Origin of the sequence: Paenibacillus sp. Soil750 (assembly GCF_001428045.1) — a bacterium.
Taxonomy (GTDB): domain Bacteria; phylum Bacillota; class Bacilli; order Paenibacillales; family NBRC-103111; genus Paenibacillus_E; species Paenibacillus_E allorhizoplanae.
Map to the genome: position 1 here is coordinate 323993 of NZ_LMSD01000001.1, position 23807 is coordinate 347799.

The window sequence follows — 23807 nt, forward strand, 5'->3', positions numbered from 1 at the left end:
TCTCGATATGAGAGTGGTTTCTGCACTTTTTAGAGACAGGGAAGGAGGTCACTATGATGGATGGTTTCAAAAGAAAAACACCAGAAGAGATTCTATTATCCATCTCCAAACTGCACCGCGGCAGCTTGAAAATTTATATCGGGGCGGTTAGCGGATCTGGTAAAACATATCACATGCTGCGTGAAGGTCATAATCTCAAGGGGCAAGGGATCGATGTGGTTATCTGTGCGGTTTCGACGCTCCAACGACCGGAAACGGTGGAACAATTAGGGGATTTGGAGAGAGTACCAAGCATTCATTGGATGAAAGATGGCGTGGAACAAAAGGATCTGAACTTGGATGCCTTACTCGAAAGAAACCCTGAAGTTGTTCTCGTTGATGGGCTTGCTCATCAGAACCGGGAGGGTGCTCAATTCCCAACTAGGCTCGAAGATATTAAATATTTACTCTCGCACGATATTAGCGTGATCAGCACGGTGAATGTCTATGAGCTAGAAGGGACGATGGAGGTTGCTCATAAACTGACAGGTATTGAAGTGGGTCACTGCGTTCCCTCTGATACCTTAGAACTGGCCGATGAGGTGAGACTCATAGATGCAACGCCGGAAACGATTTTAACGCGGCTAGGAGAGGGGCATTTAAAGGGAAACAAAGATGCAGCCTTATTTAAACGCGGTAATTTAGGTGTGCTGCGAGAATTAGCTCTCCGTCTAGTTGCCGAGGATGTCAATGATTCTTTGGAAGCACATCGTGAACAAATGGGGATTCAAGGGCCATCCGGAGCGACGGAACGTATACTAGTTACGACGCAATATCATTGGAATGGATCCATTTATGTACGTCGTGGCCAACAAATCGCGAAGCGATTGAATGGCGATCTGCATGTAGTTACACTGCGTAAACAAGGTAAAACGCTTACCAAAGAATCTGCTACATTTCGAAGGTCCATTATGAAGCTTGTAGAGAAAGTAGGAGGTAAATTTGAAGAGCTGCCGCTTACTTTTCGCCGCTGCATTCCTCGGGTTTTAGTGGACTATGCGAACGCCAATCATGTTACACGTATTGTATTAGGGCATTCCAAACAAACGAGATGGCAAACTTTTTTACAAGGCTCCGTTATTAATGGTGTGTTAGAAAGAACCAAAAATATCGATGTGTTTCTGATAGCCGATCGTGCTTCTCAAGAGGGAGAGCGTATTCTGCCTGCTCATATTCACACGCCCAAGGAGCCTTACAAATATAGACGTCTGAGCACACAAGAAGTGGAGGCGAAAATCGAAAAAATCAGACGAGGCAGATTCAAGGTTTATATTGGCGCTGCGCCTGGAGTCGGTAAAACGTACACGATGCTGCGGGAAGGCAATGATCTGCTTAAAAAGGGGATTGATGTGAAGATAGGTTTGCTTGAAACCCATGGAAGAAAAGAGACGACCCAGCAAGTGGGTGATCTTGACATTGTGCCACGAGCAGTAAACCAATATCAAAGCGTAAGACTGGAGGAGATGGATACAGAAGCCATTATTCGTCTTCGACCTGAAGTAGTCTTAGTGGATGAGCTTGCACATACGAATGTACCAGGAAGTAAGAATAAGAAACGCTATGAAGATGTGTTGGAAATTCTGGAAGCTGGCATCTCGGTTATCTCGACTGTCAACGTTCAGCACTTGGAGAGCCTGAATGATGCCGTTGAGCATATAACGGGTATTCGCGTGCGGGAAACCGTACCAGATAGTCTGCTGCGTACAGCAGATGAAGTTCAGTTAATTGATGTTGCCCCTGAAGCGCTGCAGCTTCGGATGAGAGATGGCAAGATTTATGCGATGGTCAAAGTAGAGCAGGCATTAAATAACTTTTTTAAGACGGGAAATCTGATCGCTTTGCGTGAATTGGCGCTGCGTGAAATTGCGGATGATGTTGATGAACGTTTGGAGTCGATGGAGCGTAAGAGCTCTCTGCGTGGTCCATGGCGGCGGAAGGAAGTCATTTACGTGTGTGTGACGGAAATTTCGCAGGCGGATCGCTTAATTCGGCGGGGGTTTCGCATTGCGCATCGGCTTAAAGCAGCTTGGCATGTAACCTTAATAGCGGCTCGGCCTACCTATGACGATTGGAAGCCAAAGCAAGAAGCGTTAGAAAAGCTGACCACTCGCTTGGGAGGAGAGTTCTCCTATCAAGAGGTAGTGAATCGTAACCAAATTCCCCGTGTTTTTGCGACGAAAGCAAGTAACGCCGGAGCTACACAAATCATCGTTTGGAAAGATGCTATCGTCCAAAAGCTTTTGCCGCATGCAAGCACAATGGATGTACTCATTGTTGCCGATTATGATTCGTGTCAAATTTCGAGAAATAAGGTAAACTAAACCTTATGGAAACTCCAAAAAAAGAACATGCAAACTGGCAATCGTATGCTGTAACTGCACTTTTTATCGTCCTGTTGACGATATTTTTAAAAGGTTTTGATTTTTTCTTTGATCTCGTCAATATATCGCTTCTCTACTTATTTCCAGTTCTGTTTAGTGCTGTTCGATGGGGGAGAGGACCTTCTTTTTTTGCTGCGGCATTAGGTGTTTTAGCCTTTGATTTCTTCTTTGTTCCACCGCTACTCAGTCTTACAGTCGCTGATTTGCGTTATATCCTAACCTTTGTTGTGTTCTTATGTGTGGCTGGCCTTACGTCAAGCCTTGCTTCAAAGCTTAGAAATCAGTTCCAACAGGCGCAGAAGAAAGAAGCGAATACCGCTGCGCTGTATGCATTAAGTCGTAAGATTACTGCGATTTCAGACCTAGACATTTTGCTAAAGCAGATTCTACAGTATGTTGCCGATACACTTGATGCGAAGGCTGCTATCATTCTGCCAAATCAACATGGCGAACAACAGGTAGAAGCTTCTTCGAAGGAAAGTGGAGATTGGGCCAATGATGAAGCTCACCTAACAATCGCTGGCTGGGTGAACCGTAATAATACGATTGCGGGGAGAGGGACTCGAACATTGAGTGAATCATCGGATTTGTATGTCCCCTTAGCGACAGATCAGCAGGTACATGGCGTGCTCGCTGTACAAGTTCGCGATCGATTAATGTCCGAGATGCCAGAGCTTATTCGGATCATCGAGGCGCTCTCGGATCTAATGGCTGTTGCGATCTCGCGAGTCAAACTGGCGGATGAGGCCAAAGTGGCACAATTGACTGCTGAGTCGGAGAAGTTACGCACAGCTTTGTTGGATTCACTCTCCCATGAATTGCGTACGCCATTGGCAACAATTATTGGGTCCGTAACAGGATTGCTCGAAGGAGAGGACGTCTTTAGTCCCGATGATCGGCGAGAATTATTGCTGACGACGCGTGAGGGTGCTACGCGCATGAATAGACTTGTGGGGAATTTGCTCGGCATGGTTCGTATTGAAAGCGGTATGCTGCGCTTAAATAAAATGTGGTGTGGGATCGAAGATGTAGTCGGTGTCGCCTTAACACAGTTGAAGGATGCTCTGCACAATAGAGTTGTGAACATAGCTTTTGATCCGGATCTGCCTTCCGTTCCGCTGGATGAAGTTCTTATGGAACAAGTGCTGATGAATGTAATCAGCAATGCCATCAAGTACTCGCCTGAAGGAAGCGAAATTCGTATTGAAGCGGAGAAGGACGGCGACATGCTGAGTTTGACGATTGCAGATGAAGGGGCGGGCATTCTTCCAGCTGACAGGGAACGGGTATTCGAGAAATTCTATCGAGGTGATCGTACGAAGCATATTCCTGGCACGGGGCTTGGGCTCGCAATATGTAAGAGTATTGTGGAAGCGCATAGCGGTTCAATTACCGCTAGCGCGAGGAGAGATGGCCGTCAGGGCACGGTTATCGAACTGAGCTTGCCTTTATCACAGTAGCGCAGGTAAGTTTCTGACTATATGTCTGCAATTCGCTAAGAGGGACGGAGAGAAACATGACAACAATGGGCGCGAAAATTTTAGTCATTGATGATGAGGCGCAAATACGAAAATTATTGCGTGTCACCTTAACCGCCCACGGATTTGAAACGGCAGAAGCTACAACTGGGCAGGAAGGCTTGCTGCAGGCGGCAATGTTCCGTCCGGATCTCATCGTACTAGATTTGGGGCTGCCGGATATGACCGGTATGGAGGTTCTGGATGGCATTCGAGAGTGGTCGAATGTGCCCATCATTATTTTAACGGCGCAGGATCAAGAGCATGACAAGGTCGCTGCCTTAGATCGCGGCGCAGACGATTATGTGACGAAGCCATTCGGCATGGGCGAATTCATGGCCCGCATGCGTGTGGCTCTTCGGCATATAGCCAAAGCACCCGATGAGCCTGTGCTGAAGCTCGGCCAGCTTGTCATTGATTTGGCCAAGCGCAGCGTCGAGCTCAATGGGGAGAAGCTGAAGCTAACGCCAACCGAGTATGACTTGCTCAAGGTGCTTGGGGTTAATGCTGGCCGTGTCATGACGCATAAGCAGCTGCTCAAGCAAGTGTGGGGCGGTCAGCAGTATGAATCTGACAGCCAGTACCTACGGGTATATGTAGGACATTTGCGGAAGAAGATCGAAACAGATCCGGCAAGACCTCAGTATATATTGACGGAGCCGGGGATTGGGTATCGGTTTGCTTGGCAAGAGAACTAACGAAGTGGTGCTCAAGGAAAAAAGCTTCTACCCCCCACGATGGCGTGGTGTTGGAAGCTTTTTTTAGATATAAGAATCTAGATCTTTGAGGCGAATCGATGGATTTTCTACAGTTAAATCGAATTTGCGAGGCAATTCCTAGCAAATAGCTGTATATTTTCCTGTTCATACAAATGTAGCTACGGGATGCACCAGCAAAAAACCAGTTAACATCCGGAAAACTCGATGTTAACTGGTTTAATTTGTCGTGATGAATTAACAAGTAAAGGCGTCAATAAAGCGCAAATCAATCCCAAAGAACATCCAAGAGAATCCGGTCCATCGGAATCCAGAAACCGATGTCCGTCCAACGAACACTGGGAAATACCAGTATTGTTGTCCGTTGCTTTGCCAGATGTATGTGAATCTGAACAAGCAGCGGGAGATGCCGCCTGGATCTACAGCGTAAACACCAGGTGCTTTAAGCGGCTTTTGCGGTACATGGGATGGTGGCGCAGAGGTTGGCGGTTGATATCCGCCTTGCCCTTGCCCAGGTCCTGGTCCGCCAGGGAAACCGCCCGGACCGCCAGGGAATCCACCAGGTCCACCTGGGAAACCGCCAGGTCCGCCAGGGAATCCTCCTGGTCCACCTGGGAAACCGCCCGGACCGCCAGGGAATCCACCAGGTCCACCCGGGAAACCGCCCGGACCGCCAGGGAACCCTGGACCACCTGGGAAACCGCCAGGTCCACCGAAGCCGCCTTGCCCACCTGGGAATCCAGGTAGCATGCCGCCAGTCCCTGGGAAGCCAGGGATGCCGAAGCCTCCTAGGCCGCGTGGATCATAGGCTGGTACCCAGCCGTAGTATTGGGGTACGGGATAGCCGTATGGGTACGGCGTATTTTGTGTTTGTGGATAGTAGGCTGTTGGATAGTCTGATTCCGTGGCTGCGCTTTTTGAAATCTCCGTTTCAAGCTCTACGTCGCGCAGTTCTTGTTTTTTGTTCGATGCCATTCGTGAAGTCCTCCTTAGGTAAAAGCGGATTGTCGATACTTACTATATGCAGGGGGATAGACGGATGTCACGGATAGCAAATAACAAAAGTAAAGGATCGCTAGTCCTATATGGAATGCAATAATATACCGAACTGGGAGAAATAACCTAGATTAATTTGTCGAAATATAGGTTATTTCTCCCATATATGCGAAGAGGCATGTCGTATATAATAGAAATTGGTATGATTTTGAAATAATGGAGCGGGATATCTTGAGAGACCTACTGGGTAAAAGATTAAGATATGATGTGACAACAAGTTATGGGCTAGTCTTAGTTCCTATCCATACCGTTCTCAATCAAGAGCATTTGGACTTATTTAAGCAGCATCGCATTGACGCGATGGATATCGTAACCACGGCTATGCCTGATGGCCAGACGCAATCTGCACCTGCTCATGACGCGAACCGTCTTGTTCAAAAAGCGACGGAATATGCCAAAGACTTATTCGAACGTATTCAGACAAAAAAGAAAATACCACTGCTTGAGATTAAGTCAGAATTAATTCCTATCGTCCAGCAAGCAGCCGACAATCCGGATCTCTTTCAATTATTTCAAGCCGTTAAGGCCAAGGATGAATACACCCATCAACACAATATTGGCGTGGGCATTCTTTCGACACTTATTGGCAAATGGATGGAGCTCGCAGAGACAGAAGTGGCGCTTTTATCTTTAGCAGCAACCATGCATGATGTGGGTAAAATCAAAGTTTCTCAAGAAATTTTAATGAAACCGGGCAAATTAACGACGGCAGAATATGAAGAAATTAAAAAACACACCATTCTTGGCTACAATATGCTGCGAGAAACGGTAGGCATTAACTATCGTGTAGCTTTGGTTGCCCTTCAGCATCATGAGCGAGCAGATGGCACGGGATATCCCCTGCAGCTGCAAGATAGTCAACTCGATAAAATGAGCCGTATCGTAGCTGTTGCAGATGTATTCCATGCGATGTCATCGAAGAGGCCCTATCACGAAATGATGCCTTTTCACGAGGTCGTCAGCCGCTTAAGGAAAGGATTCTTCGGCGAATTAGATCCGCATATTGTTTCCGTTTTTTTACAGAATATCATCTACAATCTAGTGGGCCGGCAAGTGCTTCTCACGGATGGCCGCTGGGGTGAAGTCGTCTATATTAATCCAACGGATGATACGAATCCACTCGTTAAAATCGAAAATACCTTTCTTGATCTCAGTCGAGAAAGACACATTCATATAAAGGAAGTTGTCATATGAAGCCAATAAATCCAGAAAAGTCAGACGTTTTACTTCAATTTTATTCCAACTATGGTCTAACTCAACGTGAAACCGAAATCCTTTCTTTACTTGCTACATATGGATATACCAACAAAGAAATTGCCGAAAATTGCTGTATCAGTGAGAAAACAGTGAAAATTCACCTTGCCAATATTATGGGTAAAATCGGCATTGGCTCCATGCGGAAACTGCTAGCGTTACTGTTGCAGCAAGCTCTGCTAGTTTCAAGATTAGGTGCGGGTGAGTCAGTCCGCGTAGCATCGATGGGAATGAGATAAATAAGGGAGTTTTACCTAGTAAAAGCAGCCTATCCTCTAGGGGGAAAGTGCTGCTTTTTGCATTCTATAGCTCGCTTAATTTCGATACGATTTGGAACTAAAAATCAATAATATTGTGTTGACATGATACGAAAAGTATCTTAAAGTAAGAGTAACAATTAAGATACAAATAGTATCATAGCAAATCGAAATTGACTTCTATGGAGGGGAATTATGGAAATTAATTTGAAGGAATATTTGATGGTTATATTAAAACGCTGGTGGATCATAGTTCTAGTTGTAGGTACTTGTACCATTTTTACAGCTATGTATTCGACATCAAACTATGTTCCAATCTATCAAGCTTCTACAAAATTAATAGTGAATAAGACTTCAGAGCAAGATCAACTGGGCAAAGAACAAATTGATTATGGAGCCATTGGTGTCAATATGTCCCTCATTAATACCTACAAGGAAATTATTAGAACACCAGCGATTATGGATAAAGTTGTTCAACGCTACCCCGATTTACACGTCTCCACAGACCAATTAATCTCGATAATCAATGTAACCAATATCAATGAAACGCAAGTTATGTCGATTGTTGCACGACATCTCTCACACGAACGAGCAGTGCGCATTGCGAACGCGGTATCTGATGTATTCCAATCAGAAATTCCTAACATTATGAAGGTTGATAATATTACGATTCTGAATCGAGCTAAGGTTCAAGATAATCCAACGCCTATAAATCAGAAATCGAATCAGTATATCATCCTAGGGTTTCTTGTCTCCTTGGCTGCTACAGTTGGTATCATTCTTCTATGGGATGCTTTGGACGATACGTTGAAAACAGAAGAGGATATTCGTGAGGTTTTTGAACTCTCGACCTTGGCTTACATACCTAAAGTAAAAAAGAACATGCAACGCGTAAAGCGGAAAAATAAAATTAGCAAAAAAGCAGAGGACATCTCATATGCCAAAACTAGCTACTAATTCTAATTCCCCCGTTATGATGCACATTCATCCCAACTCCTCAACTTCAGAAGCTTATAGATCGTTGAGGTTTAATATCGAGTGCTCTACTTTTGGTCGAGAGGCAAAATCGATTACAATCACGTCTTCAAGCCGAGGTGAAGGGAAAACTACAACAGCAGTTCATTTGGCTGTGGCCTACGCGCAAATCGGAAAGAAAGTGTTACTGCTGGATGCGGATCTACGAAATCCATCCATCCATCAAGCTTTCAGTGATGAGAATAGACGGGGACTTACCAATTATTTGGAGGGTCAGGCACATGTGAGCGAACTCGTTCGGGAGACAATTGTGGAGAACCTTTCAATTATTACTTCAGGACCAAACTCGCAGAATCCTTCTGGCTTACTAGCCTCGAAGCAAATGGATGCCCTCTTAGCCACACTAAGGGATATGTACGATATTGTCATCGTGGACACGCCATCTCTGCTAACGATTACGGATGCTAAGATTATAGCGACGAAGTGTGACGGAGTACTTCTCATCGTTGAATATGGAAAGGTCAAACGTGATGTAGCTAAGAAAGTGAAAGAAGAGCTATTGCTTGCAAATGTAAAATTGATCGGGGTCGTTTTGAACGAAGTACGAAATCATGAGGCCAATGCTTACCTCTAATCGGTTATGTTGAAAAATCAAAATAAGGGGAGCGAGTTTATAGCTAATGAGACAAAAAAGACGAAAGCCGAATCTACGAACCGGAAGAATCGTGTGCATATTGACGCTAAGCATTGGTATTTTGGCAGGCTGCTCAGATACCGCTGTCACTAGTAATGACGCAAAGTCCGTGTATAAAGATCAAGCCATCCCATCTGTGAAAGCATTTAAGGTAATCAAGCAAAAAATTGGAGATCCGCTAGAGCGTGCCGCCGAAGTGCAATCCTCCGCTCAATTTACTGTAGTCGCCAAGGCATCAGGCGATATTGAGCAAATTTTGAAAAAGCGTGGAGATATGGTTCAAGAAGGGGACGTTATCTTTCGACTCAAATCGAGTGAGGCTCTTGTCCAAAGAGATTCGGCTGCGGCTGCAATAACGGCTATTCAGGAATCCATTGAGAAAGCGAAAATAAAGGCTCAACGAGAAATAGAAAATCAGAGATTAGAGATGAGCAATGCGATTCAAAAAATGGAGTTAAATATGACTACACTCCTACGGAGCTATAACAAAATGAAAAATGACTATGATATAGGACTAGCAACCAAAGCACAGTTGTATCAGATGGAAACTCAAATGATGAATGCTCGTATGGATTTGGATCAATTGAAGAAAAAGCAAAGCCAATTAGAGCCTGTTGACGCTACCTCAGCACTTGAGTCACAGCTCAAAGGAGCCCAAGTTGCTTTGCAACAGCTCAATCAATCCATGCAAAATTTAGAAGTGAAAGCTACAGTTAGCGGATTACTAACCGAGATGCCACTAGAAACGGGGATGCCAGTGCTTTCAGGATCTCAGGTTGGCATTATTCAAAGATTGGATCCTATTAAAATTAAAGCGCAGCTTACTGAAGATGAAACGAAACTAGTTAGTGGTAAGACTGAAATGGGTTATTTGTTAACAGGTAATAAAACAAAATTTAAGGGACCGATCAGTTATCTGGCAAAGGTCATGGACCCTGAGAGCAAATCCTATGAAATCAATTTAGAGGTACCGAATAAAGATATACTCTTGAAGCCAGGGATGAAGCTCAAACTTCAAATGTCAGATGATGCAGACCAGATTGTAGTAACAGTGCCGACGTATAGCATCGTTAAAGAAGGCGAAAAAGCATTTGTCTTTGTACTTGTCGGTGATTCCGTTGAGAAACGAGGCATTACATTGGGAAGATTGAATGAACCCAATCAAGAAGTGACCTCAGGCCTTAAAGAAGGGGAACTTGTTGTTAAAACGAACCCTGGTGCGTTAGTCGATAAAACGAAAGTTCAAATGACGGCCGTGGAAGAGCAATAATTAAAAATGGAGTGACTCGACTTGAAAATAAATTGGAAAAAAACGACGATTATGTTCATCTTAGCGGCCTCCTTAGTCATTCCATCTGCCTCCTTTCATGTAGCAGCGGATGCGAAATACACACAAACCTCAACAGAATTGAGCTATCAACTTACAGATGCTATTAACGTGGAAGTGAAAAGTATTCTGAATGAACCAAGCCCAAATGGCGCTAGAATAGGTGCTGTTGTTCGCCTTTATAATGCTGGAGATCGCTTAATCGGCGTTCCAGAATATGAAGTTCGTGCGAAGACACAAGAGGGTTTGGAATATATTATGCGTCCGAGTCAAGCAAATCCTAGAAATGTACAACCGAAAGAGACGGTCGAACTAAGCTATATGAATGTTGTAGATCGATACGATGACTTCGCTTTAACTGAACTGTCTTGGTTGGATGTTGATGAATTCGTCTATCCCAAGCATGAAACAAGGATCATCTCGGTTCCGATTTCTGACATGGAGTGGAAAGGGGAAAAGGCTGCTATCTCTGATCCAGCGTTGATAAAGCAATGGGATAATACGTTTAAAATCTCTGTGTTATCAAGCAGTGTCGAATACAAGCCTGTGAGCTTGAATGAACAGATTACACCAGATGGCCCCGTTACAGTTGTTGGTTTTCTAGCTACCAATGTGGGTGACAAGGCAACTACGATAGCTGATTTTCGAGTCAACGGGAAAACATTGAATAAGACCGTTAACGGAAAACGTATAGATATAGACACGATCACATTGGATCCAGGTGAGAAGAATTATGTGTACTATGCGATTCCTGTAAAAAACAAAGCAGATTTAAGGAGTTTAGTCATATTAACGCCTGAAGATTTTGTAGGTGAGGATAAATCACATATCTCTTATCTAATCGGAAGATTGATGATCAATCTTTCTGGAGCTACCAGCACACAGCGTTTTATGAATCAACTGTCCATGTATGAGTTGAACAAGCCTATCAAGTTTGATCCATTAAGTGGTCTCATTCGCCCAGAGGTGGAAGTATCCATGATTGACTTGCAAATGAATGAGAGTACGGGTGGCGGGTTTAAAGCAGTTGTTGCTAAGTTTAAATTGCTTAATAAGAGTGAGGGACCTGTTCAAGTTCCGAAATTTCAAACCAGTTTGACAAGTAGTAGTGGAAATAAGTATTTGGGGAATAGGCAAGATACGAAAGTCGAAACTCTGATTCCTAATATCAGCTATGTTATCTACTACTCCTATATTGTTCCGAATACAGAAACCGGTGCTCGATTAGCAATGGAAATTCTGGATACGAAAAGAGTGGAGCCCTACAATTTCCCCGTGGCTGCTTTTCAGACCAAAGTGGAGGATGATTCCTCTGATAAAGCTTTCTATCCTTTTAAGACGACATTAAATAGTTGGTCGTTAACTGCCTTCTATGTTATGGGCGCTGGAAACTCGTATTCCTACAAGTTAAATGTTGATTTTGACATAAAGCTTCAGGACGAGGTTGTAGCGGATCAAGGATCGTCTAAAGTGAGACTGGAGCTTGTGGATTCATCGAATAAGATTATGACCTCCAAGGTCCTTTCATTCACAGGTGAGAATAAGATTGTTAGCGGCCCGCAGACACTGAACTTTGATTATGATAGACAAGAAACCACGGTAAAGTTGAACATGTATGAAATTATTGATACACCATTTGGTGAGGTAAGAAGACTCATACAATCATGGAACCGATAGGAGAGATGAGCGATGGAAAATGAAACAGCAATGAAACCAAGAAGATATTCGCGTCCCCGCGTTTTAAGCCAACAGCCAGTTCGCTTTGAAACAGCTCAAAGCTGGAATAAAGGCCAAGGCAATACCAATCACAATGGGAATGGAAATGGTGGTATTCATTATCCTAACCCACCATATAGTGGACCTCATCATAATGGGAAGCATTAATTAGACGTTGATGGAGGTCAATATTCTGAATACTTGACCTCCATGATTGCTTTATATAGAAGTCCGAGGTGATGAACATGGAACTCATTTACACGAGAATTGGTGAGCATACGATTGAAGTGCAATGTCAATCAACTATGATTCTAAATTGGATGTGCAACAATTTCTTGATCACCCAACCACCTAAGGTTACGCCTCATATCAGGCTTCAATTAACTGATGGCTATGGGGAAGCATTTGTTGACTATGAGGTAAAGATATCAACAGAAACAAATAAGATTTGCTATCGTAGGGCGGACTACTTCATTGAAGCCGAACCTGATTATCGTAGTGCTACAATTGCTGTTTATAACGAACTGGCGTTGAAGCATGCATGGATGAACTTATATAGCTCTTATTTGGTGTATGTTGGATGGGGGTTATTAATCCATTCTTCCTGTGTGATCGATCATGATAAAGCTTATTTGTTCGCCGGGTACTCTGGCGCTGGTAAGTCAACTGCTGCCAAGCTGTCATATCCTCGCGAGCTTCTATCCGATGAAGCTACAATTGTCAAAATTACTTCCAGTCATGTGACTGTGTTTGATTCTCCGTTTCGAAGTGAACTTTCCCGAACTGGATCCAAGGAAGTCAGCCCGCTTGCAGGTATTTACTTGTTGAAGCAGGCACGTACGAATCATGTTGCTTCTCTAAGTCAATCAGATGCATTTCTACATCTCATGGACAAAGTTTTTTATTGGACGCATAGCCCAGATGAAACAATTCGTATCCTCCAAATGTTAAGACAAATGGTTCGTTCCATTTCGATCAGTGAGTTACAGTTTCAAAAAAACAATACATTTTGGGAGCTGATTTCGTAATGTCCCAGTACCTCCGGATGAATGACTATGAGTCCATTGAATTGGATATGGAATGGATTATTTTGAACACGGATGAATACACCTTAACGAAACTAAATGGCGTGGGCGGATTTTGCTGGTCATTGCTAGGGGTAGCACAAACGGTGAGTTCGATCAGTGAAGCTGTGCGAAAGGAGTATGTATTGGTGGATGAACCAGTTGAAGCTGACATTGAAGCCTTTTTGCAGGATATGATCAGACGAGGCCTGGTACAACATGCAATTTCCTAAGGAATATAGGCAGCTAATTGTACAAACTATGGATAAAAACGGTTGGATTGAGCTTCCGGCTCAAGGTACAAGTATGTATCCTTTTATTCAAATGGGGGATATATGCAGGTTTGTACCCGCCCAAGCTGATCATATCAAGAAAGGCGATGTCGTTCTATTCTTTACGCGATATGGAAGTTTAGTTGCTCATCGCTTGATACGGAAGGCATGGCTAGAACAGGGGATCATCCTGCATTGTAAGGGAGATACGAATTTGGCATGTGATGAAGGCATTGATCAGGAGCTGTTGATAGGTAGAATGGACTGGATACAGCGGAATGAACGAATTATTCATGTAGACGGTTGGGCAGCTCAAGCCTGGGGATACATCGTGTTAGGAGTTCCTCCAATATCATTAGTTCTAAATCATTACTTAGCACGCAGGAAGCGTATACAAGGATAGATTCTGCAATGGAGCGTCGATGATATGACCGAAATAGTTAGAAGCTTCTTATCTACGATTAGAGAGTATTTGACGTTTAGAGATATTCGGAGAACACTCACCTTGTTAACTCCCTACATGCTGAAATACTGGCAGGTATATGTTGTTCTTATTATTTTATTATTCGCTGATATCTCGCTAACCTTGGCTTTTTCATGGTTCTTTGGGCGTTTAACGGATGCTGCTATTCAAAGTGAATTTAAACGTATGCAGCTATTAATTCCTGTTGGCATCATCTTGTTAATTGTAAGTTTAATTTCGACGTATCTGAATACGGTTTATGAAACAAAGGCGACGATCGGTGTGAAGAGGGATTTTTCATTGCAGCTTTATAAGCACATTTTGCTAGTACCACACAGTGATATTTCTAAACACCACTCGGGTGAATTAATGTCGCACTTTACGAATGATATTCATAGTATTGACGGTGTGATCGGCAGAAGCTTAATGAATCTCATTAAACTCCCATTGATCTATACAGCTGTCTTTGTCTATCTGCTGCAGATTCATTGGAAATTAGCACTTCTCTGTGTCGCGTTAGCTCCTTTGGCGCTTGGATTTGGTATTGTTTTCGGTGTTATACTTCGCAATAACGGTAGAATGGTGTATCGACTTATGGGTCAAATGAGCACACACCTGAATGAAACATTCCAGGGTCTATCTATCATCCGTTCTTTTATCATGGAAACAATCATGCATGGCAGCTATGCTCGTAAAAATCAAGAAATCTACTCGTTAGAACTGCGTAACGCTAAATTACGTGGATGGTTTTACTTAGGTGGTCAAGCTGCTTCTACGATAACGTTTCTATTGAGTTTGAGTATGGGTTCCTATTATGTTTCGATTGGCCTATTAACGGTAGGCTCCTTGCTGACTTTCGTGAATTTGGTGAATCATTTGGTGTATCCGCTGACAGAGCTAGCAGGTCAGTGGGCGGGCTTTCAACGATCAGCAGCCGCGGTAGAAAGAATTCACAATATCTTAACACTCCCGCTGGAAGCCAAGGAGCTTCCGAACGCCGTGCTGCCTAAAAAGCTACAAACATCCATTCAATTTCAAGACATTACGTTCAGTTACGATGGGGGTACCCCGATATTTGAACATTTGAATTTGCAGATCCCGGCCGGCAAGGTCGTTGCAATAGTTGGTTTAAGTGGAGCAGGTAAAACAACGTTATTTCATTTGCTTCAAGCCTTGTATAAGCCCCAAAAAGGTGACATTCTCATTGATGGCCGTTCTAGTAAACAGCTACTCCCCGCCGAGCTACGGAGTTTGTTTGCTCATGTATCCCAAGATACTTTCTTATTTGATCGAACAATTCGAGAGAATCTCTTGCTTGCTCGAGAAGGCATTACGGAAACGGAAATGAGGCAGGCAGCAACAATAGCCAACATTCATTCCTATATTGAGACGCTTCCGAATGGATACGATACTGAAATTGGAGAGAGAGGCGTTCGATTATCTGGCGGGCAGAAGCAACGTCTGGCAATTGCCCGAGCGGTACTGAAGAATGCGCCGATACTCTTGTTAGACGAAGCAACTTCCGCTTTAGACAATGAAACAGAGCAACAGGTCCAAGAAGCTTTACACAGGTTGATGGAAGGACGTACTACGCTCGTCATAGCGCATAGACTGTCAACGATCCAACATGCAGATGTCATCTATGTTTTAGATAAAGGGAACATTGTCCAGATTGGACAGCATCATGATCTCATGCAGGTAAATGGCAAATATCGCAGTTTATCTAGGCAATCATTTCAGACAAGGGGGGAACGCGTTGATTATCTCTTTGATACAAGCGTTATATGATCGACGAATGGCGATACCCCAGGATCGATCCTATTATGAACAAGTTCTTGCCGATATTGAGTTTTTTGATATATCACCACAAATGTATTGGTTATTGAAACAAGCGGGGAAGTTAGAGGAAATGCCTGATTTTTTTCGAAGTAAAATTGAAGAAAAGTATCGTGATGCGCTGTATCAAAATATGTTTATTCGTAATCAAATGAACATTGTGTTGGAACAGTTCGATGCAGCTGAAATTGCTGCTATTCCGCTTAAAGGTACAAAGTTTGCCGAGAAATACTTTGGGCATTTAGGAGCACGTGCAACTTCCGATATTGATCTTTTAGTTCAGCCATCGGACCTCCAACGGGCAATTACGTGTGTCAAAGCACTTGGATATTCCTTTGAGCAAGAGCGAATCCCATCTCATTTTCATTGGAGCTTTAGCAAAGTAATACCAGGATCGCCTATTCCACTGACCATAGAGATCCATTGGGATTTGTTAAAAGAGAATACCTCCAATTTAAGTATGGAGCAATTTTGGAAGCAGGCTACACCTATGGGGACGTATCGGTATATAAAGGAATTATCCGACTACCATACGTTCTATATGATTTGTTTGCATGGCTGGAGGCATAATTTAAGCTCGTTGAAATACTTTATTGATATTATTCAGTTGATACATGTTGTGCAAGATAGCTGCCGTTATGAGACCTTATTTAAGGATGCACATGTTCATAAAACATTAAAAAGAATCACAAGGACACTTGCGATTGTTTATCATCAGTTTCCTCATTTGAAAGAAATCAAGGAGCTCTCTCTGCCAAATCGAACCAAGCTTTGGTGGGATTATAGTACGATCCGGAACCTTCATCAACGCACGATTCGTCAGTATATCAATTGGGTTTATTACCAGTTGTTTGACTATGACAATGGCAAACAAAGTATTCAAGTACTACTTAACTGGAAGAAATAGAAAAGTTTAGAGAAATGGTTGACAGGTAGAAAATAAGATGATATTCTAAAAATGTTCTTTATAGAGAACACAAATGCAACATAAACAACTGAAACGTTTCTTTAAAAGAACGACAGCTGTGCCAGAACGAGTGTTGGAGGAAATATGAGCGCAATAACCGGTATATTCCAATTGGATGAACAACAGCCCGTTTCATTAGCGCATGGAGAACTCCTAATGAAAGCTTTGGAGAAATATCCTGCGGATGATATTCAAACCTGGGGTAACGAGCGAGTATTCCTTGGCTGCCATACTCAGTGGATCACGCCAGAGTCTGTTGGCGAACAGGTTCCTTATTATGATGATGAGAGGCAGCTGGCCATTACAGCAGATGCAATCATTGATAATCGTAATGAACTGTTTGAGCAATTACAGGTCGAGTCGGACCGCAGAGAAAGATTTCCAGATAGTGCGCTAATTCTACTCGCTTACCGTAAGTGGGGAGAAGAAGCACCGAAATATTTAATAGGCGATTACGCCTTTATGATCTGGGATGCGAAGAAGCATCAATTATTTGGTGCTAGAGACTTCACTGGAAGTAGAACGCTATATTACCACCACAACCGAACAAGTTTCACGTTCTGCACGACAATTGAGCCATTACTAGTTTTACCACATATTGAAAAAAGGCTGAATGAAGAGTGGTTGGCTGAGTTTCTGGCCATTACCAGTGTTATTGATACGGTTGATGTGGAATCAACGGTGTACAAGCACATCCAGCAAATACCTCCTTCGCATAGTATCTTAGTTAAGGCTGGTAAAGTAACACTTACCAAGTACTGCACGTTCTCTGCTGGAAAACAACTGAAGTTAAAATCGAATGAAGAATATGAAGAAGCATTTCGAGATGTTTTCCAAAGCGCAGTGACAGCTAGGCTGCGTACGCATCGCAACGTTGGTTCCCAGCTAAGCGGAGGCTTAGATTCAGGATCCGTAGTAAGCTTTGCGGCAAGAGCATTGCAGAAGCAGAAGAAACAATTATATACGTACAGTTCAATTCCCGAGGAGAATTTCTCGGATTGGACCAAGAGAAATACAATCGCAGATGAAAGACCGCTTATTAAATCCACAGTTGCTTATGTAGGGAATATTCATGACCAGTATTTTGATTTCGCTGGGAAAAGTGCTTTGTCAGAAGTGGATGAATGGCTTGATATTATGGAAATGCCTTATAAGTTTTTTGAGAATTCCGTCTGGATTAAAGGGATCTATGAAAAGGCCCACCAGCAAGATATCGGGGTTCTCTTAAATGGAGGAAGGGGAAATTTCACAATCTCTTGGGGCCCTGCTATGCAGTACTATGCATCACTCATGAGGAAATTGAGCCTGGTCCATCTGTATGATGAGGTATGCAAATTCAGTGTGAAAATGGAATCTGGCAGAGCTCATATTCTCAAGTTAGCTGCTCAAAAGGCATTTCCTGGGATCCATCAATTGTTCTCAAAAGGAACCCAACAGGAGCCTCCTCCACAGCTGTTAAATCCAGATTTAGCAAGAAAGACAAATATTATTCAAAAGTTGGAAGCGAAAGGCATGTTAGCTGGTGTTCAACTTACTAAAAATTTGGATAAAGAAAGAATCATGCATTTTCAACAGTTAAATTTATGGAACACAAGTAATACAAGCACATCCAAGCTATCGCTTCGATATAAGTTACAAGGACGAGATCCTACGAATGATTTAAGGGTCGTAAGATTCTGCCTATCCTTACCGATGGAACAGTATATCCAGAAGGGTCAGGATCGAGCGTTAATCCGAAGATCGATGCATAATCTTTTGCCAGACGATATTCGCTTAAATCAACGTCTTAGAGGGATCCAGGGAACAGATGTGATTCATCGTATGACGCCTTCCTGGTCATCTTTTATCGATGAGGTCCAGCAACTAAGCAAGGATCCAATGGCTTCTCAGCTGCTGAATGTACCTGTGTTACAGTCAGCAATTTCAAATATTCGCAATGCCCCTCAAGCGAATGCTGCATTTAGTCCTGATTTTAGGATACTCATGAGAAGTCTTATTGTTTATAGGTTTCTCAAGAAACTATCATAAGGAGGTGATATTATGCAAAAACAGTGGAATAAACCTGAATTACAAACACTTGATCTAAGTATGACATTGGCTGGTCCAACCTCTGATTATATCGATGCTACTTACTCTGATCAAAATGAAACTGTTCATCTTCATAGCTAATTTAGGAAAAGTCGTAGGCAACCAACCCTTATATGCAGCTCGTATAAGGGTTGCTTTAAAAATTTTGAAGCATATCTGGAGTGAATGAGATGATAAAAACGCAAGAGAGAGTGATTTTTCAAGCATTTGGCTTAAGCATTCGCAGCGACCTTCATCTGCCCGAACTAAGCCTAATAAGTGATATACAAGGAGATGCTGATGTAGAGGTTACGATAGCTGACTTATCCAAACTGTGGTCAGAACTCGTACCTGATAATCAAAGTATCCTCTTTCATGAAGATAAGGTCATATTTCGGGTATACGATACAGCCATTTTCTTAATTCAGGATGGGAATAGGATTACAATCTCACCGGTTAATCATGCTGAGGAATCCAAAATTCGCCTTTATCTACTTGGGACTTGTATGGGTGCGATATTGATGCAGAGGCGCATATTGCCTTTACATGGCAGCGCAATCGCAATTGAGGGTAAGGCCTACGCGATTGTTGGGCATTCAGGTGCTGGGAAATCGACGCTCGCATCAGCGTTCATCAATCATGGTTACTCCCTGTTAAGTGATGATGTCATTCCGATCACGTTTGATTCTTCAAATAAGCCAATGGTGACGCCAGCATATCCACAGCAGAAGCTTTGGCAGGAAAGTCTTACTCATTTTGGGATGGAAGCAAGTCAATATGATCCTATATTCCAAAGAGAAACGAAATATACGATTCCGGTGCCTGCAAATTTTACAACGGAAACACTTCCATTAGCCGCAGTATTTGAGCTTGTGAAGTATGACGGTGAGCAGGTAAGTATTCAACAAATTCCGAAACTTACAGGCTTATCTAGGCTGTTCTATCATACTTATCGTCAATCTTTTCTAGCGCCGCTTGGCTTGATGGACTGGCACTTCACGACATCGGCCCGCATGGTGGAACACATGGATATTTATCAGTTAAATCGCCCGACTAATGGCTTTACCGCTCATCAACTTGTCTCATTAATTTTAGATACAATCCATTAGGAGGCGTACACACATGATTAAACAAGCTACGATGACAATCAGTGATATTGTTGAGCAAGGTAAAGGGAACATTGTTAGTAATATGGGCGAAGATAAAGTCATGCTCAATGTGCAGCATAATAAATATTATAATTTAGGCGAAGTAGGCGGCAGAATCTGGGAGCTTATTGCCTCACCCGTTGTTGTTGCAGATGTTATTCTTACTTTAATCTCGGAGTACCAGGTAGATAAAGAGCAATGTGAAGAACACGTTATTGGCTTTTTGGAACATTTACTGAAAGAAGAACTTATTCATGTTCGTGAAAAATAAGATAGTCCCCATGCGTTTCGTTCGCATCTTCAAACTCATTTGTTCTTTGGATATGAAAACAATGCTTTTATTTATGGAAGCTTATATGTATCTGGGCTGGGCCCGTGTTCTCAAATCAATACGTTTTACAAAAGTTATTAAGATGTTTGATCTTCAGATGGAAGAGACAACCACAAACCCTCTCCATATTAATAGAAGGAAGGTTTCAAACGTTGCTGGAGCTATTCAAACCATGAGCCGCTATACCCCATGGGATAGCAAATGCCTGGTGAGAGCACTTGCGGCGATGAAAATGCTGGAAAGGCGTAAGATCGATAGTACACTTTATCTTGGAACTGCGAAGGACGAAACAGGGAGCATGGTCGCCCATGCTTGGCTGCGTAGCGGCCCCTATTATGTCTCTGGAGCAGAAGAAATGAAAAGGTTTACTGTTGTTGGTACTTTTGCTAAAAAGTCGAAACCAGAGGTTCATGAAGGGAGGTGATTCTATGCAAAAACAATGGCAAAAACCGGAGTTGGAAGCCCTTGATCTTAGTATGACGATGGCTGGAGAGCCAGACGAGCGTGTTGACCTATCTTTTTTCGGTATTCCTCTTGCACTTGGGCCTAGCTAGGATCTGAATACTACATAAAGATTTAGAGCCCTTATACGAGACTGTGTATAAGGGCTTTGCTACACATTCGCATAAGGGAAGATCAGGTTATTTAGGGGGATTTGCGGTGAAGCAACTCTTATATTTTGCAAGAAAGCTACACGTATTTGCTGGAAAGATTTTATATATCAATGTGATAGGTATGGTTCTGGTTAGTTTGCTGGAAGGGGCAGGAGTCTTACTCTTAATCCCGTTGATCAGTCTAAGTGGTGTACTTAGCATAAGTTCAGGTTCCAGTACGTTACAGCATATTTTTGGCTTTCTGCAGGATTTGCCTGCGAAATGGAGTTTACTCCTACTGTTAGGTGCTTACGCGGGGATGATCATCTCACAAACGCTCATTCAGCAAAATTTAAATCAACGAAACTTGCGTATTATTATGGGCTTCACCAACCAGATTCGTATGGAAACCTATCGCACTTTAATGCAGGCGAATTGGGCTTTTTTTGTTAGTAAGAGAAAATCAGATCTCATTAATTCCTTAACGGAAGAAATTTCACATCTTGTGAGAGGGACGAATCTCTTGCTTCAGCTACTAACATCTGTCATTTTCACAGCTATTCAACTGGGTATAGCTTTTTGGCTTTCACCAAAGATTACAGTATTCGTCTTAGCTGCTGGCTTTATTATAGCTTTGTTCTCAAGGCGTTTTATTAAGAAGTCAAGAGTGGTTGGTAATGAGACCATCGAAATTGCACAAAGCTATCTAGGTGGAATTACCGACCAATTTAACGGAATTAAAGATATTAAAAGCAATTCTTTAGAAGCATCCCGCTATGCTTGGTTGCGGACTTGGTGTGAACGCGTTGTGGCAGAACAACTCAAAATGAACAAATTAAAAAACACTTCACAAACCTTCTACAAAATTACATCCACCTTGTTGATTGCCTCTCTTATTTACGTTTCAATCCAATTATTTAAAGCACAGCCTAGTCAACTCTTATTAATTGTTTTGATTTTCTCGAGATTGTGGCCGCGATTTACAGGGATTCAGTCTAGTTTGGAGCAAATCGCTTCTTGCGTTCCAGCTTTCCAATCGATTCTTCGCTTGCAAGAGGATAGTAAGAATGCCAAGGAGTTTGAAGATGCGGAGAATTCCGCAAAGCACATTGTACCCATGTTGGTTAATCAGGGCATTGAATGTAAGCAAATCTACTTCCGCTACAATAAGCAAGAAACTACCTATCAGCTTGAAAATATCCAAGTGCATATTCCTGCTAACCAAACAACAGCCATTGTGGGACGTTCTGGTGCAGGGAAAAGCACATTGATTGATATCGTCATGGGGCTCCTTCAGCCAGAGAAAGGTCAAATCTGTATCGACGGGGTACCACTCACCAGCGAAAACTTACTCTCCTTCCGGCAAGCCATTAGTTATGTTCCGCAGGATCCATTTCTGTTTAATGGCAGTATCAGAGAGAACTTATTGATGATTAAGCCGCAAGCAACGGAAGAAGAAATCTGGGAAGCGTTAGAATTTTCAATTTCTGCAGAATTTGTGAAACGTCTACCGCAAGGTTTGGATACGCTGATCGGAGACCGCGGTGTTAGACTTTCTGGTGGAGAGCGGCAACGTCTTGTTCTGGCGAGAGCTATACTGCGCAAAACGTCCATCCTTGTTTTGGATGAGGCTTCCAGTGCGCTCGATACGGAGAATGAAGCGAAAATTCTAGCAGCGTTAGATCAATTAAAGGGTAAAATGACGATCCTAGTCATCGCGCATCGCTTGTCGACGATCCGTAATGCCGATCAAGTCATTGTCGTGGATCAAGGAACTGTTGTTCAGAAAGGTAAGTTTAATCAACTGGCCAATGAAAAGAAAAGCTTGCTGAATCATTTGCTAGAGCAACAAGTTGTCGTTATGCCTCATGGTTAGCGTGAGGGGATCGCATGCGGGTATGAGAGGAATAGGGGGCTAAGGTGAGTCATATGATGGATACCGATTTTCGATTAGATGTGTCACAATTTCCAAAAGAATTAAAGGTACTTCTCATGCTTCTAACTAGTAGACAAAATCGAGGGGAATGTACCGCCATCCCACAAGATTGGCTTGAGGAACTGGACTGGGATTTGTTCCTTCAGCTAACCTTGCATCATCGGGTGTATCCTGATCTGTACAGGAGACTCCAGGATAACAAAGAAATCGGGGTTCCGGTCTTTGTCTTAGAAGCTTTGCGTAAGCAATATCAGATAAATGCCTTTCAAATGCTGCATTTAAGTGCAGAGATGGAGCAATTGAGCAAGTCTTTTGCAGCTCAAATGATTCGCTCACTCGTGCTGAAGGGGCCCGTTCTTGCTGCGGACCTGTATGGTGATCTGTCCCTTCGAACCTCGCGCGATCTTGACATTATGGTACCTATGGACGATTTAGAGCGAGTAGAAGAACTACTCTGTAAGCTTAATTATGTGAAAATTGAATACCCACTAACCGTACTTAATGATTGGAAGTGGCGGCATCATCACATCACATTTTACCATGCGGAGAAACGCACTACGGTAGAAGTACATTGGCGACTAGGCCCTGGCCCAGCGAAAGAACCAAGCTTTAATGAACTATGGGAAAGGAAAAGGATAAGCACGATCACGAGCAGTCCTGTCCATTATTTAGGGAGAGAGGATTTATTTTCGTTTCTGGCCACCCACGGCGCACGACATGGCTGGTCACGACTTCGATGGTTAGTCGACATGGATCGTATGCTGAGACAAGATATAGATACGGCCATCCTGTTCAAGCAACTCCAGACCAATGATATCCTTCAAATAGGGGCCCAAGCACTGACGTTAGCAGCGCAGTTGTTGCAAACACCGCTAACCGAAGAACTGGGAGTGCTCACCAAAGGAAATCACGGAAGGCGTTTAGCCCAAGGGGCTATCTTCTACATTCGCCAGATGATCAATCTCCATACCGATCCTGTACCCGAGGATGTGTCTAAATATCATAAACGCCATTTATTCGCGCTTATGTCGAATTGGAATAAAGTATTGTTCGTTCTGAGCTTTATGTATCCCTATCCAGAGGACGTAGAAACCTTACCGTTGCCTAAGTATGCGCAGTTCCTGTACTTCCCTTTGCGCCCCTTCCTATGGGCCTGGAGAAGAACAAAGAAGCAAACGGCGCCGACGTAAATAGGAAG

The 23807-nt window shown here is 43.1% G+C and carries 24 protein-coding genes; 23 read left to right on the forward strand and 1 reads right to left on the reverse strand.

Features of this window, described 5'->3' with window-relative positions; all coding sequences use genetic code 11:
- Nucleotides 1-56 precede the first annotated feature (56 nt).
- Genes ASL11_RS01375 through ASL11_RS01385 form a run of 3 tightly spaced genes read left to right on the forward strand, consistent with a single transcriptional unit; the run spans nt 57 to nt 4635 of the window.
- A complete protein-coding gene (locus tag ASL11_RS01375; RefSeq protein ID WP_056608867.1) occupies nt 57-2360 on the forward strand; it encodes a histidine kinase in 2304 nt (767 codons plus the stop codon).
- A 5-nt stretch (nt 2361-2365) separates the two neighbouring features.
- Nucleotides 2366-3880: a DUF4118 domain-containing protein gene (locus ASL11_RS01380; RefSeq protein WP_056608869.1), complete on the forward strand. Its 1515-nt coding sequence runs from the start codon at nt 2366-2368 to the stop codon at nt 3878-3880.
- A gap of 56 nt (nt 3881-3936) precedes the next feature.
- A complete protein-coding gene (locus tag ASL11_RS01385) occupies nt 3937-4635 on the forward strand; it encodes a response regulator (RefSeq protein WP_056608872.1) in 699 nt (232 codons plus the stop codon).
- A gap of 255 nt (nt 4636-4890) precedes the next feature.
- Here the strand turns inward: ASL11_RS01385 and ASL11_RS01390 are convergent, their stop codons facing one another.
- Nucleotides 4891-5628, reverse strand: coding sequence for a hypothetical protein (locus ASL11_RS01390; RefSeq protein ID WP_235550335.1), 738 nt, complete (start codon nt 5626-5628; stop codon nt 4891-4893).
- A gap of 252 nt (nt 5629-5880) precedes the next feature.
- Between ASL11_RS01390 and ASL11_RS01395 the strand changes: the two genes are divergently transcribed.
- From ASL11_RS01395 to ASL11_RS01485, 20 genes are all read left to right on the forward strand, one after another.
- Entirely contained in the window at nt 5881-6903 is a 1023-nt protein-coding gene (locus ASL11_RS01395; protein ID WP_056608873.1) for an HD-GYP domain-containing protein, read from the forward strand.
- Nucleotides 6900-7202 (forward strand): helix-turn-helix domain-containing protein, encoded by a 303-nt coding sequence (locus tag ASL11_RS01400; protein WP_056608875.1) that lies wholly within the window; start codon nt 6900-6902, stop codon nt 7200-7202. Before ASL11_RS01395 ends, ASL11_RS01400 begins: the two co-directional genes overlap by 4 nt.
- Before the next feature lie 213 nt (nt 7203-7415).
- A complete protein-coding gene (locus ASL11_RS01405; protein WP_056608877.1) occupies nt 7416-8177 on the forward strand; it encodes a YveK family protein in 762 nt (253 codons plus the stop codon).
- 19 nt (nt 8178-8196) lie between these two features.
- Nucleotides 8197-8829, forward strand: coding sequence for a CpsD/CapB family tyrosine-protein kinase (locus ASL11_RS01410; RefSeq protein WP_268796181.1), 633 nt, complete (start codon nt 8197-8199; stop codon nt 8827-8829).
- Between the two features lie 46 nt (nt 8830-8875).
- Nucleotides 8876-10159 (forward strand): efflux RND transporter periplasmic adaptor subunit, encoded by a 1284-nt coding sequence (locus ASL11_RS01415; RefSeq protein ID WP_056608886.1) that lies wholly within the window; start codon nt 8876-8878, stop codon nt 10157-10159.
- Between the two features lie 21 nt (nt 10160-10180).
- The gene (locus ASL11_RS01420) at nt 10181-11893 is read left to right on the forward strand and encodes a hypothetical protein (protein WP_056608888.1); all 1713 of its coding nucleotides are present in this window, start codon (nt 10181-10183) and stop codon (nt 11891-11893) included.
- A gap of 12 nt (nt 11894-11905) precedes the next feature.
- Nucleotides 11906-12100 (forward strand): hypothetical protein, encoded by a 195-nt coding sequence (locus tag ASL11_RS01425; RefSeq protein ID WP_056608890.1) that lies wholly within the window; start codon nt 11906-11908, stop codon nt 12098-12100.
- 71 nt (nt 12101-12171) lie between these two features.
- Complete coding sequence (locus ASL11_RS01430) at nt 12172-12960, forward strand: hypothetical protein (RefSeq protein ID WP_235550337.1); 789 nt, start codon at nt 12172-12174, stop codon at nt 12958-12960.
- Entirely contained in the window at nt 12960-13229 is a 270-nt protein-coding gene (locus ASL11_RS01435) for a PqqD family protein (RefSeq protein ID WP_056608893.1), read from the forward strand. Before ASL11_RS01430 ends, ASL11_RS01435 begins: the two co-directional genes overlap by 1 nt.
- Nucleotides 13216-13671: a S24/S26 family peptidase gene (locus ASL11_RS01440; RefSeq protein WP_056608895.1), complete on the forward strand. Its 456-nt coding sequence runs from the start codon at nt 13216-13218 to the stop codon at nt 13669-13671. The genes ASL11_RS01435 and ASL11_RS01440 overlap by 14 nt, the downstream gene beginning before the upstream one ends.
- Before the next feature lie 24 nt (nt 13672-13695).
- Nucleotides 13696-15519, forward strand: a complete 1824-nt coding sequence (locus ASL11_RS01445) for an ABC transporter ATP-binding protein (protein ID WP_056608897.1) — start codon at nt 13696-13698, stop codon at nt 15517-15519.
- Nucleotides 15488-16474 carry a nucleotidyltransferase family protein gene (locus tag ASL11_RS01450; protein ID WP_056608899.1) on the forward strand — a complete coding sequence of 329 codons (987 nt, stop codon included), beginning with the start codon at nt 15488-15490 and terminating at the stop codon, nt 16472-16474. Before ASL11_RS01445 ends, ASL11_RS01450 begins: the two co-directional genes overlap by 32 nt.
- Before the next feature lie 144 nt (nt 16475-16618).
- Nucleotides 16619-18562: an asparagine synthase-related protein gene (locus ASL11_RS01455; RefSeq protein ID WP_056608902.1), complete on the forward strand. Its 1944-nt coding sequence runs from the start codon at nt 16619-16621 to the stop codon at nt 18560-18562.
- Between the two features lie 12 nt (nt 18563-18574).
- Nucleotides 18575-18703, forward strand: a complete 129-nt coding sequence (locus tag ASL11_RS36240) for a paeninodin family lasso peptide (RefSeq protein WP_056608904.1) — start codon at nt 18575-18577, stop codon at nt 18701-18703.
- 89 nt (nt 18704-18792) lie between these two features.
- Nucleotides 18793-19710, forward strand: coding sequence for an ATP-binding cassette domain-containing protein (locus tag ASL11_RS01465; RefSeq protein WP_056608906.1), 918 nt, complete (start codon nt 18793-18795; stop codon nt 19708-19710).
- A 13-nt stretch (nt 19711-19723) separates the two neighbouring features.
- Entirely contained in the window at nt 19724-20020 is a 297-nt protein-coding gene (locus tag ASL11_RS01470; RefSeq protein ID WP_056608908.1) for a lasso peptide biosynthesis PqqD family chaperone, read from the forward strand.
- Nucleotides 20021-20030: 10 nt separating this feature from the next.
- Complete coding sequence (locus tag ASL11_RS01475) at nt 20031-20504, forward strand: lasso peptide biosynthesis B2 protein (RefSeq protein WP_056609595.1); 474 nt, start codon at nt 20031-20033, stop codon at nt 20502-20504.
- A 4-nt stretch (nt 20505-20508) separates the two neighbouring features.
- The gene (locus ASL11_RS36245; RefSeq protein WP_157256763.1) at nt 20509-20634 is read left to right on the forward strand and encodes a paeninodin family lasso peptide; all 126 of its coding nucleotides are present in this window, start codon (nt 20509-20511) and stop codon (nt 20632-20634) included.
- Nucleotides 20635-20740: 106 nt separating this feature from the next.
- A complete protein-coding gene (locus ASL11_RS01480; protein ID WP_056608910.1) occupies nt 20741-22549 on the forward strand; it encodes an ABC transporter ATP-binding protein in 1809 nt (602 codons plus the stop codon).
- 56 nt (nt 22550-22605) lie between these two features.
- Nucleotides 22606-23799 (forward strand): nucleotidyltransferase domain-containing protein, encoded by a 1194-nt coding sequence (locus tag ASL11_RS01485; RefSeq protein WP_056609597.1) that lies wholly within the window; start codon nt 22606-22608, stop codon nt 23797-23799.
- The last annotated feature ends 8 nt before the right edge of the window (nt 23800-23807 follow it).